The organism is Arthrobacter agilis, from assembly GCF_006494655.1.
Lineage (GTDB): Bacteria > Actinomycetota > Actinomycetes > Actinomycetales > Micrococcaceae > Arthrobacter_D > Arthrobacter_D agilis.
Genome location: NZ_VHIM01000001.1, coordinates 147,774 through 159,638 on the forward strand (window position 1 = coordinate 147,774; position 11,865 = coordinate 159,638).

The 11,865-nt window shown below is 71.4% G+C and carries 10 protein-coding genes and 1 riboswitch; of the genes, 2 read left to right on the plus strand and 8 right to left on the minus strand.

The window, feature by feature from the left end:
* Positions 1–9 precede the first annotated feature (9 nt).
* Positions 10–1,326 carry a bifunctional o-acetylhomoserine/o-acetylserine sulfhydrylase gene (locus FJV46_RS00710; protein ID WP_087030766.1) on the minus strand — a complete coding sequence of 439 codons (1,317 nt, stop codon included), beginning with the start codon at positions 1,324–1,326 and terminating at the stop codon, positions 10–12.
* Positions 1,327–1,407: 81 nt separating this feature from the next.
* A riboswitch (SAM riboswitch) is annotated at positions 1,408–1,524 on the minus strand.
* 165 nt (positions 1,525–1,689) lie between these two features.
* Between FJV46_RS00710 and FJV46_RS00715 the strand changes: the two genes are divergently transcribed.
* Complete coding sequence (locus FJV46_RS00715; protein WP_087030769.1) at positions 1,690–2,331, plus strand: VOC family protein; 642 nt, start codon at positions 1,690–1,692, stop codon at positions 2,329–2,331.
* 98 nt (positions 2,332–2,429) lie between these two features.
* Here FJV46_RS00715 and FJV46_RS00720 read toward each other — a convergent pair whose 3' ends face one another.
* From FJV46_RS00720 to FJV46_RS00750, 7 genes are all read right to left on the minus strand, one after another.
* Entirely contained in the window at positions 2,430–2,726 is a 297-nt protein-coding gene (locus tag FJV46_RS00720) for a DUF1540 domain-containing protein (protein ID WP_087030771.1), read from the minus strand.
* Between the two features lie 140 nt (positions 2,727–2,866).
* Complete coding sequence (locus FJV46_RS00725; RefSeq protein WP_087030774.1) at positions 2,867–3,748, minus strand: CPBP family intramembrane glutamic endopeptidase; 882 nt, start codon at positions 3,746–3,748, stop codon at positions 2,867–2,869.
* Positions 3,749–3,823: 75 nt separating this feature from the next.
* The gene (gene hutI, locus FJV46_RS00730; protein ID WP_087030777.1) at positions 3,824–5,020 is read right to left on the minus strand and encodes an imidazolonepropionase; all 1,197 of its coding nucleotides are present in this window, start codon (positions 5,018–5,020) and stop codon (positions 3,824–3,826) included.
* The gene (locus tag FJV46_RS00735; protein ID WP_306298298.1) at positions 5,020–6,489 is read right to left on the minus strand and encodes a formimidoylglutamate deiminase; all 1,470 of its coding nucleotides are present in this window, start codon (positions 6,487–6,489) and stop codon (positions 5,020–5,022) included. Before FJV46_RS00735 ends, hutI begins: the two co-directional genes overlap by 1 nt.
* Positions 6,486–7,703 carry an allantoate amidohydrolase gene (locus FJV46_RS00740; RefSeq protein ID WP_087030780.1) on the minus strand — a complete coding sequence of 406 codons (1,218 nt, stop codon included), beginning with the start codon at positions 7,701–7,703 and terminating at the stop codon, positions 6,486–6,488. The genes FJV46_RS00735 and FJV46_RS00740 overlap by 4 nt, the downstream gene beginning before the upstream one ends.
* A gap of 46 nt (positions 7,704–7,749) precedes the next feature.
* Positions 7,750–9,429 (minus strand): urocanate hydratase, encoded by a 1,680-nt coding sequence (hutU, locus tag FJV46_RS00745; protein ID WP_087030783.1) that lies wholly within the window; start codon positions 9,427–9,429, stop codon positions 7,750–7,752.
* Positions 9,426–10,109: an IclR family transcriptional regulator gene (locus FJV46_RS00750; protein WP_087030786.1), complete on the minus strand. Its 684-nt coding sequence runs from the start codon at positions 10,107–10,109 to the stop codon at positions 9,426–9,428. Before FJV46_RS00750 ends, hutU begins: the two co-directional genes overlap by 4 nt.
* Before the next feature lie 62 nt (positions 10,110–10,171).
* Here FJV46_RS00750 and hutH point away from each other — a divergent pair, with 62 nt between their 5' ends.
* On the plus strand, positions 10,172–11,845 hold the full coding sequence (gene hutH / locus FJV46_RS00755) for a histidine ammonia-lyase (RefSeq protein WP_087030789.1): 1,674 nt from the start codon (positions 10,172–10,174) through the stop codon (positions 11,843–11,845).
* Positions 11,846–11,865: the final 20 nt, after the last annotated feature.

Below are 11,865 nucleotides of genomic sequence, written 5' to 3' on the forward strand. Positions count from 1 at the left end.
CACGACGGGTCAGGCTCCTTTGGCGGCCCGGAAGCCTGCATCGAGATCGGCGAGGATGTCGGTGATGTTCTCCAGCCCCACCGACAGTCGGACCAGACCCGGGCGGACGCCGGCGGTGAGCTGCGCCTCCGCTCCCAGCTGGCTGTGGGTCGTGGACGCCGGGTGGATGACGAGCGACCGGACGTCGCCCACGTTCGCCACGTGCGAGTGCAGCTCGAGGCCGTCGACGAAGCGCTTGCCGGCCTCGAGCCCTCCGGCGATGTCGAAACTGACGATCGCCCCCGTGCCGATCCGCCCGTACTTCCTGCCGCGCTCGTACCACGGGCTGGAGGGCAGTCCCGCATACGCGACGCGCTCGACGTCGTCATGCCCTTCGAGCCACTCGGCGACCGCCTGTGCGTTCTGCACGTGGCGTTCCACCCGGAGACTCAGCGTCTCGAGACCCTGTCCGATGAGGAAGGCGTTGAAGGGCGAGACGGCGGCCCCGAGATCCCGCAGGAGCTGGACACGGGCCTTCAGGATGTACGCGAGGTTGGCGCCGAGGGCACCGCCGACCCCAAGGTCGCGGGCGTAGACGAGCCCGTGGTAGCTCTCGTCCGGTGTGTTGAAGCCGGGGAAGCGCTCGGGATACTGCGCGAAGTCGAAGTTGCCCGAATCCACGACCACGCCGGCGATCGCGGTGCCGTGCCCGCCGAGGTACTTGGTGGCGGAGTGCACCACGATGTCCGCGCCCCACTCGATCGGACGGATCAGGTACGGCGTGGCCAGCGTGTTGTCGACGATCAGCGGGAGCCCCTGGTCGTGGGCGACGCCGCTGATGCCCTCGAGGTCCAGCACGTCCTGCCGGGGGTTGGAGACCACCTCCCCGAAGAACAGCTTCGTGTTGGGCCTGACGGCCGCACGCCACTGCTCGAGGTCGTCCGGATCCTCGACGAAGGTCGTCTCGATGCCGAACTTCTTCAGGGAGTGTCGGAAGAGGTTGTACGTGCCGCCGTAGAGGCTGGGGCTCGCCACGATGTGATCGCCCGCTTCCGCGATGTTCAGGACCGCGAAGGTGCTGGCCGCCTGGCCGGATGCGAGCAGCAGGGCGCCCACACCACCTTCGAGACTCGCGATGCGGGTCTCGACCGCTTCCTGGGTCGGGTTGCCGATGCGCGTGTAGATGGGCGCCAGTTCCGTCAGCGAGAAGCGGTTCGCGGCGCTCTCGGCGCTCGGGAAGACGAAGGACGACGTTTGGTAGATGGGGAGCGCCCGCGCCCCCGTGGTGGAATCCGGCGTCTGGCCGGCGTGGATCTGGCGAGTTTCAAAGGACCAATCGTCGGACATGGTGCTCCCTGTTCGAAGGGGCCCTGCAGTGTCCGGTGCTCCGGCCGGTGATCGCCGTTCCAGGAGACCGGGTCCCGCAGGAACCCGCGCTTGAACGGCGCCGAGGCGGCGCCGAACCTGGTCTTCACCCGGGGCACCCCACCGCGGTTGGAGGGTTGCCGGCCAGCAAGCCGGGGCTTCGTGCTGGCACTCATGACCTCCCCTCATGAAAACGCATGACGGCGGATCCGGCAACCCGTATGACACAGCGTGAAGCGCGCGGGGATGGAGTGTGCAATCCCTCGTCCGAGCCGCACGGAGGGCCTCGGGCGGGTAAGGCCACCCTTAGTCGAGACGTGCATCACTTAGTGCCAAAATAACCGCATGCGCCTGGACCACGTCTCTTATGCCTGCGAACCCGACGGACTCACCGCGACCGCCGAGAGGATCTCGGCCAAGCTGGGAGTGGAACCCGTGAAGGGCGGTGCGCACCCCCGCTTCGGTACCCGGAACATGATCTTCCCGCTCGCCAATGCGCAGTACCTCGAGGTCGTGGAGGTACTGAACCACCCGGCGTCGGACAAGGCGCCGTTCGGCCAGGCCGTCCGAGCCCGGTCCGAAGCGGGCGGAGGCTGGATGGGCTGGTGCGTCGCCGTGGAGGATCTCGGCCCGTTCGAGGAGCGCCTCGGACGCAGCGCCGTTCCCGGCAATCGCAAGTTCCCGGACGGCCAGGAACTGACCTGGCAGCAGATCGGCATCAAGGGCCTCATCGCGGACCCACAGGTCCCCTACCTCCTCCGCTGGGACGAGGGCACCGAGGAGCTGCACCCGTCCAAGGCGCGTCCGGCCTCCGTCAAGCTCGATTGCCTGACCATCGCCGGCTCGTCCGAGCGCGTCACCGAGTGGCTCGGCACGGACGTGGAGGAGACGCTCGACGGCGTCCAGGTCCAGTGGATCGCTCCCAACGGCACCCCGGGCATCATGTCCGTCACGTTCGAGACCGCCGAGGGGCGCATCGAGATCTGACCCGCAGGGCACCGAGCACGCACGGAGGACCGGACTGGCGTCCGGTCCTCCGTGCGTTCGGGGTTACGCGCGTTCGGGGCTCTTCGACGAGCGTCCGGTCAGGCGTGCGTGTAGGTGAGGCAGTCGGCGGCCTCGGCACCCGGCCCGACCTTCACCGCGGGTGCGGTGCACAGGAGATCGTTGTTGTGACTGCACTCCGACCGCTGGCACGCACCGACGTGCGCCAGCATCTTCGGCAGCCCGCCGCTGACGGAGGTGTCGATGAACGTGGCGCAGGAGGCATGTTCCTCGCTCCCCGACACGGTGATCGCGACGGCGGTGCAGCCGTCGTGGTTGAACGAGCAGTTGTGGACACTGCACTCCGAGACACTCGTGACGCTGGGGGCGCTGCTCATGATTCCTCCTGGCTGGGCCGGTGCGGCGCCGGTCGGAGCCGCCGTTCGAATACCGGGTGACGTCAGCGTAAGCCTGTACCTGCCGAATAATTTAGTCATGTTCGGAGTGCGCAAAGAGACGAAGGCAAGCCTTCCTTCGGTCAGCCGCCGATGCCGATGGCGGGCCCGATCAGCGCGAATCCGACGAAGCCGGTGATGTCGATGAGCGCGTGGGCGATCACGAGCGGCATGACGCGGCGTGTGCGGGTGTAGAACCAGGCGAAGAGCAGCCCCATCAGGACGTTGCCGATGAACGGTCCGAACCCCTGGTAGAGGTGGTAGCTGCCACGGAGCAGGGCGCTGGTCAGGATGATGGCGGGCGTCGACCAGCCGAGCTCCCGGAGCCGGATGACGAGGTATCCCACCACGATGATTTCCTCCAGTATCGCGTGGCGCACGGCGGACAGCACGAGCACCGGGATGGTCCACCAGTAGGCGTCGAGCGCCGCGGGGACGATCGCCGTGGTGATGCCGAGCGCCCTGCCTCCTGCGTAGACGCCGAGGGTGCCGACACCGATGATCGCGGCGAGCCCGAACCCGAACCCGACCGTCCGCAGCGGCTGCTCGAACGTGAAGCCGAGGCGCCGGAAGGCGGAGACGCCGTGTCCGCTGAGGAGGAACAGGACCAGGACCACCGGTACCAGGGCGAAGGCGATGTTCAGGAGCTGGTACGTGAGATCGAAGTACTGGCGATCGTTCAGTACCGGGTTCAGCGTGGTGGTCTGTCCGGAGAGCGGGCCGCGCGTCAGCTTCTCGGCGAGGTTCACGATCGCGTAGACGCCGGACTGGCCCAGGGACAGGCCGAGGACGATGAGCAGTTCAGCGGTGAGACGGCGTGCCGGCGCAGGGGCGCCGCCCGGCGGTCCGGAGTGATCGCCCACAGGTCCTGGCGCGCTGTCCGCCTCGCCGGGCGGGGAGCCGCCCGGGGTGCTGCGCTGGGAACCGGTCTGGGAGCGTGCTGAAGGAACGGGTTCGGCGTGCATGGCGCTATCCTCCCAGCGCTTGCTGGAGATTCCCAGGTCACAGCCCGTGACGCCCCGAGCTGGCCGGCCGTCCAGCTACCGAACGCGCATGCCCGCCCTCCAGACCGCACGGACGAGCGGCATCCCGGGACGGTAGGCCAGATGCGTGGCGGACGGCGCGTCGAGCACCTGCAGGTCCGCACGGTGCCCGACGGCGAGCGAGCCGACCGCCCGGCGTCCGTCGGCGTCGTCGCCCGTGGCCCGGCGGAGGGCGAGCGCACCCCCGTAGGTGGCGGCGCGGACGGCCTCGTGGACCGTCAGGCCCATCTGCAGGACCGCGGTGGCCACGCAGAAGGCCATGGAACTCGTGAAGGACGTTCCCGGATTGCAGTTGCTGGCCAGGGCCAGCGGCACACCGGCCGCCAGGAGTCGGCGCGCGGGCGGAAAGGGCTGGCGCGTCGAGAGGTCGCAGGCCGGCAGGCAGGTGGCGACGGTGCCCGGCACGGTGCCCGATCCGTCCCAGGTTCCGGCGAGCGCGTCGATGTCGCCGTCGGAGACGTGGTTCACGTGGTCCACGCTGGCGGCGCCGAACTCGACGGCGAGCGCCATGCCGTCGCCCGGGCCGAGCTGGTTGCCGTGGACGCGCAGGCCGAGGCCGGCCGCTGCACAGGCCGCGAGGACCCGGCGTGACTGCTCCGTGGTGAACGCGCCGGTCTCGCAGAACACGTCGGCCCAGCGGACGTACGGGCGGACGGCGTCGAGCATGGGACCGCAGACGAGGTCGGTGTACTCCTCCGGGTCCCAGCCGCCCGGCACGAGGTGCGCGCCGAGGTAGGTGACCTCGTCGACGACCCCGGCCGCGAGGCGGGCGCTTCGGGCCTCGTGGCCGACGTCGAGCCCGTAGCCCGTCTTCGTCTCGAGGTAGGTGGTCCCCCCGGCGGCGGCTTCGGCGACGCGGGCCAGCAGGAGGCGCGTGAGGTCGTAGTCGGTGGCCGCGCGGGTCGCCTCGACCGTGACGGCGATGCCGCCCGCGGCGTAGGCCTCCCCCGCCATGCGCGCCTCGAACTCGGCCGTCCGGTCCCCGGCGAAGACGAGGTGTGTGTGGCTGTCCACCCAGCCGGGAAGGGCCGCGCGCCCGCCGGCGTCGTACGCCTCGTCGGCGGGCGGAGCGTTCGTCGCGGGTCCGATCCAGCTGATCCGTTCGCCCTCGAGGACCACGGCCGCGTCCCGCAGGACGGTGCCGTCGCCGTCCTGCGTGAGGAGTTCGCCGATGTGCGTGACGAGTGTGGACATCAGGGGCGCTCCCAGGCCCGGGTGTCCTGCGACCCGGGGCGTCCCGGTTTATCGCGGGCGACCGCCGCCGCGTCCAGCCGGGCGATGGCGGCGACCAGGAGGGCCGCCGGATCGCCGAGCGCCGTGTGGACGCCGTTCCGGGCCATCAGCACTCCCCCGACGACGACGGCCGTCACGTCCTGGGCCGTCGCCGTGTAGGCGAGCTGGTCCCGGGCGGAGCCGGCCGTGCGGACGGTGTGGGGGTCGATGGCCATGAGATCGGCAGCGGAACCCGGACCGAGGCCTCCGCCGCGGCGCCCCTGCGCCCTCGCGCCGCCCGACGACGCGATGCCGTGCAGGAGCCGCGGGTCGAAGTGGCCGCGCCGCCCCGTGCGAAGCCGTTCGCCGTGCTCGAGGGCCCGCATCTCCAGCCAGGGGTCGACGACGGCGTGCTGGTCGGTGCCGAGGGCGAGCGTGGCCCCGGCCAGGCGGAACGGTTCGGCCGGGCCGAGCCCGTCGGCGAGGTCCGCCTCCGTCGTGGGGCACAGGACGACGGCGGCGTGCGCGTCACCGAGGAGGCCGATGTCCTCGTCGGTGGCATGGGTGGCGTGGACGACCGACAGGCGCTCGTCCACGAGTCCGTGTCGGCGCAGCAGGCCCGCGGGGGTCAGGCCGGTGGCCCGGAGGCAGTCCTCGTTCTCGGCGGGCTGCTCGGAGAGGTGGATGTGGAGCGGCAGCCCCTCCGGCAGGCCGCCGGCGATCACGGCGAGGTCCCGTTCGGGGACGGCGCGGACCGAGTGCAGTGCCGCGCCGACCGACACCTGATGCTCGGGGTACTGAGCGGCGACGGTCTCGCGCAACGCGCCGAGCCGCTCGAGCCAGCGCTCGGCCGTGCCGTCGGAGAACCGGCGCTGTCCGTCCTCGGGCGGTTGCCCGAAGCCGCCGGCGAGATAGCACGTATCGAGCAGCGTGAGCCGGATGCCGGCGCGGACAGCAGCGCGGGCGAGGGCGAGTTCCATGGCGTGGGGCCCCCCGGTCCCCTGGCCGTACGGGGTCCCGTCGGGGCGGTGGTGGACGTAGTGGAACTCGGCGACGCTCGTCCAGCCGGCCACGATCATCTCGGCGTAGACGGCGGTGGCGAGCTCCTCGTAGAGCGTCGGGCTCAGGGCACCCGCCGCACGGTACATCGTCTCCCGCCACGTCCAGAACGTCCCACCCTGCGCGTGTGTCCGGCCGCGCAGTGCCCGGTGGAACGCATGCGAGTGGGCGTTGGCCGCTGCGGGAAAGACGACGCCGTGGAGGACCACGTCGCCCTCCTGCACCGGCACACCCGGCAGCACCCCGGTCACGTACCCCTCGGCGTCGACCTCGACCCGCACTGCGTCGCACACGCCCACCGCGTCGAGCCAGGCGGACTCGCACCAGACGGCTCGGACGGCCGGGCCCGGCACTCGGGACCCGACCGGAGGCTGATCGGCGCCCTGCGTCACAGCAGGTCTTGGAGGACGTCGGCGAGCGCCGTGGCCCCGGCGTCAGCGTCATCGCGCTCCACGAACTCCTCGGGCGAGTGGCTGATGCCTGTCGGGTTCCGCACGAAGAGCATGGCCGTCGGCGCGATGGTACCGAGGATCCCGGCGTCGTGCCCGGCGCCCGTGGGCAGGGTGGGCGCTCCGGGGAAGGAGGTGCCGAGGGCGTTGGAGAGCGTCCGCTGCAGGGCTCCGTCGAAGTGCACGGTGCTGCTGCGGGACTCCTCGGTCAGGGCGGCGCGGCAGCCCTCGAAGGCACAGATCTTCTGGGCCTGGCCATGGATCTTCTCGATCAGCTGGGCGGTGATGGCATCATCCTCGTGACGGACGTCGAGCCAGAGATCCACGCGGGAGGCGATGACGTTGGTGCCGCCGGGGATGGGCTGGAGCCGCCCGACGGTGGCGCGCGCGCCGTCCTGCTCGGCCGCGATCCTCCGGGCCGCGAGGACCACCTGGGCGGCGGCGATCATGGGGTCGGCGCGATCGGCCATGAGGGTGGTGCCGGCGTGGTTGCCCTGGCCGGTGACGGACAGGCGCCAGCGGCCGTGGCCCAGCATGGTGGACCCGATGGCGACGGCGGAGTCCAGGTCGATCAGCCCGCGCCCCTGCTCGACATGGAGCTCGACGAAATCCCCGATGCGGCGCGCGGCTTCCTCGTCGCGCCCGAGGTGGTCGACATCGATCCCCGCGGACCGGGCTGCGTCGGCGAAGGTCGTGCCGTCGGCGTCCACCAGCGACCGCACGTGATCCGGGTCGAGCGTGCCGGTGAGCAGGCGGGAGCCGAGGCAGGACACACCGAACCGCGAGCCCTCCTCCTCGGGGAAGACCGCGACGGCGAGCGACCGGTTCGGCTGCACACCCCTTCCGCGCAGCAGGTCGACGGCGACGAGCGCGGAGGCGACGCCGAGCGGGCCGTCGAACGCGCCGCCGCCCGGCACGGAGTCGAGATGGCTTCCCGTGACGAGGGCGCCGTCGCGGGTGTCCGTCGCGTCCCACCAGGCCCACAGGATGCCGTTGCGGTCCGTCTCCACGGCGAGCCCGCGGGCGGTCGCTTCGGCCGAGAACCACTCACGCAGCGACAGCTCGGCGTGCGTGAAGACACCGCGGGAGTAGCCGCCGCGGGAGGCGTCGCGGCCGACATCGCTGATGGAGTCGAGGACGGAGGAGACGGTCTGCACGGTGGGTACCTTCCGATCGGGTGGAGTGGCGGGCGTTCGGCCTGCTTCAGGATTCCATGGGGATGCGGACACCGCGCTCGGCGGCCACCTCGCGCGCCCTCTCGTACCCGGCGTCGACGTGGCGGATGACACCCATGCCGGGATCGTTGGTGAGGAGCCGTTCGAGCTTCTGCGCCGCAAGCTCCGTGCCGTCGGCCACGGAGACCTGACCCGCGTGGATGGAGCGGCCGATGCCCACCCCACCGCCGTGGTGAATGGAGACCCAGGTGGCACCGGACGACGTCGTCAGCAGGGCGTTGAGCAGCGGCCAGTCGGCGACGGCGTCCGAGCCGTCCGCCATCGCCTCCGTCTCGCGGTAGGGCGAGGCGACGGACCCCGAGTCGAGGTGGTCGCGTCCGATGACGATGGGCGCGGACACCCTGCCCTCGGCCACCAGGCGGTTGAACAGCAGACCGGCCTTCGCGCGGTCGCCGTACCCGAGCCAGCAGATGCGCGCCGGCAGGCCCTCGAACTCGACATGGTCCGCGGCGGCGTCGAGCCAGCGGTGCAGGTCCCCGTTGTCCGGGAAGAGCTCCTTGAGCGCCGCGTCGGTGACGGCGATGTCCGCCGGGTCCCCGGAGAGCGCGACCCAGCGGAACGGACCGAGCCCCTCGCAGAACAGCGGCCGGATGTAGGCGGGGACGAACCCGGGGACGTCGAAGGCGCGGCCGTAGCCGCCCTTGCGGGCCTCGTCGCGGATGGAGTTGCCGTAGTCGAACACCTCCGCTCCGGCGTCCAGGAAGCCGACCATCGCTTCGACGTGCAGGGCCATGGACACCTGCGCCTTCTTGGTGAAGCCATCCGGATCGGCGGAGGCCTCGCGCTCCCATTCGTCGGGAGCGATCCCGTCCGGCAGGTAACTCAGCGGATCATGCGCGGAGGTCTGGTCGGTCACGATGTCGACGTCGAGCCCGCGGCGCAGCAGTTCGGGGAAGACGGCGGCGGCGTTTCCGACGACGCCGACGGACAGCGCACGCTTCTCGCGTTTCGCAGCGAGGACCTGCTCGACGGCGTCGTCGAGCGTGTCTGCCACGGTGTCCAGGTACCGCTTGGCCACGCGGCGGCGGAGGCGTGCCTCGCTCACCTCGACGATCAGGACGGCGCCGCCGTTGAGGGTGACGGCCAGGGGTTGCGCCCCACCCATGCCGCCGCAGCCGCCCGTGAGCGTCAGGGTGCCGGCGAGCGTGCCACCGAAACGCTTCCGGGCGATGGCGGAGAAGGTCTCGTACGTGCCCTGCAGGATGCCCTGGGTGCCGATGTAGATCCAGGACCCCGCGGTCATCTGCCCGTACATCATGAGGCCCTCGGCCTCGAGGCGGCGGAACTCCGGCCAGGTGGCCCAGTCACCGACGAGGTTCGAGTTCGCTAGCAGCACCCGGGGGGCCCAGGGGTTGGTGCGGAAGACGCCGACGGGCTTGCCGGACTGCACGAGCAGGGTCTCGTCGTCGTCGAGCGTCTCGAGGGTCCGGACGATCGCGTCGTAGGCCTCCCAGCTGCGCGCCGCGCGCCCGGTACCGCCGTAGACGACGAGGTCCTCGGGGCGTTCGGCGACCTCGGGGTCGAGGTTGTTCATCAGCATGCGCAGGGGCGCTTCTGTCTGCCAGCTCTTCGCGGTGAGCTGCGTGCCGCGGGCGGCGCGGATGGAGCGGGAGGGATCGTGCGTGGGGGTCGTCGGGCTGCCGGTCATGCTGGTTCTCCTGTCAGGTCCTGTCCGGCGGGGGCGGACGGGATGTGGGCGAGCAGGGCATCGGCCTCGGCCGCGACGAGTGCCCCGATGCGCCGGGTGCCCGCGGGAGTGATGCGATAGCTGGGGATGACGACGCTGATCGCCGCGACCACCTGGCCGCCCGGGGACACCGGGGCCGCGATGGCCGTGATGTCCGCCTCGATCCCGTTCCGGACGACGACGAAGCCGGCCGCTGGTTCTTCCCCGCGGAGGACCGCGCCCACGGCGGTGCCGTCCAGGGGGATGCTGCGTCCCACCCAGCTGGCGTGGCGGACGGAGTGGGTGCCCTCGCGCATGGCGAGGTAGATACCCTCGCCGTCATGGGAGGGGACGCTGAGGTAGGCGGACTCCCCGGTCAGGGCGACGAGGCGCTCGAGAGCCGGCTCGGCGAGCGAGACGAGCGATTCGTGGGCGAGGGCCTGCACTCCGAGCTGGACCACCCGGAGGCCGGGGCGGTAGGCACCGGCTGCGTCACGGCGGACGAAGCCGGTGCCCTCGAGGGTGCGCAGCAGCCGCAGCGCCGTCGACGCCGAGAGGCCGGTTTCCCGGGCCGCGTCGGCGAGCGGGATGGACCCGGCGTCGCATACCGCTCCGAGCAGCACGAGCGCACGCTCCACGGTGCGGGTGGACGATTCGGCCATGCTCCCCTCCTTGCATTCGGCGACGCTGTAGATTTCACTTATTGAAACGTCCTTTTCACTCCATGGCAAGAGCGGCCCCGCCGCGGGAATCGAGGAAGATCGTGCAGCAGCAGAGCGTGACCGTGGGCACCGGCGCCCTGTCCCCCGCCGACGTCGTCGCCGTGGCGCGCGACGGCGCGCCGGTCGAGCTGCATCCCGATGCGCTCGCAGCCATGGCGGCATCGCGTGCCGTCATCGAGGCGCTGGTGGACGACGGCACACCCCACTACGGCGTCTCGACCGGCTTCGGCGCGCTGGCGACGAAACACATTCCGCTGGACCAGCGCTCCCAGCTGCAGCGCAGCCTGATCCGCAGCCATGCGGCGTCCTCCGGCGCGGAGGTGGATCGCGAAGTGGTCCGCGGGCTGATGCTCAACCGGCTCTCCACGCTCGCGACCGGCCGCACCGGAGTGCGTCCCGTGATCGGGACCAGCTATGCGGCGCTGCTGAACGCCGGCATCACGCCCGTCATCGGTGAATACGGGTCCCTCGGCTGTTCCGGGGACCTCGCGCCGCTGTCCCATGTGGCCCTGGCACTCATGGGCGAGGGAGACGTGCGCGACGCCCACGGAGCCCTCGTCCCCGCCGCCGTCGCCCTGGCCGCCGCGGGCATCCCGCCGGTGGAACTCCGGGAGAAGGAGGGCCTGGCCCTCATCAACGGGACGGACGGCATGCTGGGCATGCTGGTCCTCGCCTCGGCGGACCTGCACAGGCTGCTGGCGACGGCGGACCTCGCCGCCGCCATGAGCGTCGAAGGCCTGCTGGGCACGGACGCCGTGTTCGCCGAGGACCTCCACGCGCTGCGCCCGCACCCCGGGCAGGTCGCCTCCGCCACCGCCATCCGCTCCCTCCTCGACGGATCGCCGCTGATCGCGGAGCAGCTGACCTCCGAGACAGGCCGGCACCGCTTCACGCGGGTGCAGGACGCCTACTCGCTGCGGTGCGCGCCGCAGGTGCACGGTGCGGCCCGCGCGACGCTCGCGCACGCGGAATCGGTGGCCGCCATCGAACTCGGGGCCGCCATCGACAACCCGGTCGTCACACCCGACGGCCGGATCGAGTCGAACGGGAACTTCCACGGAGCTCCCGTCGGGTATGTGCTGGACTTCCTCGCCATCGCGGTGGCCGACGTCGCGTCGATGAGCGAGCGGCGCACCGACCGCTTCCTCGACAAGGCCCGAAGTCACGGCCTCAACGCCTTCCTCGCCGATGATCCGGGCGTCGATTCCGGCCACATGATCGCGCAGTACACGCAGGCGGGCATCGTGTCCGAGCTCAAGCGGCTCGCCAACCCGGCGTCCGTCGATTCCATCCCGTCCTCCGCCATGCAGGAGGACCACGTCTCCATGGGGTGGGCCGCCGGCCTGAAGCTGCGCAGGGCCCTCGACGGGCTCACGCGCGTGCTCGCCATCGAGATCCTCACCGCAGCGCGCGCACTCGACATGCGCGACGGCGGGGCCGACGGCTCGACGAACGGCGCCGTCGACGGTGCACCCCGTGCGGCGGACCCTGCCGTGGAGCGGGGCCTGCGCAGCTCAGCTCCCATCAGCGCGGTCCGTGCGCGGTTGCGGCAGGACGTCCAGGGGCCGGGCACGGACCGCTACCTCGCACCGGAAATCGAGGCCGCGCGCGTGCTCGTGGACGACGGATCGCTGCTCAGGGCGGCCGGGAAGGGCCTCCCAGCTGCCCTCCGGTAGGGCTTGTTAGGGTGGGCTGA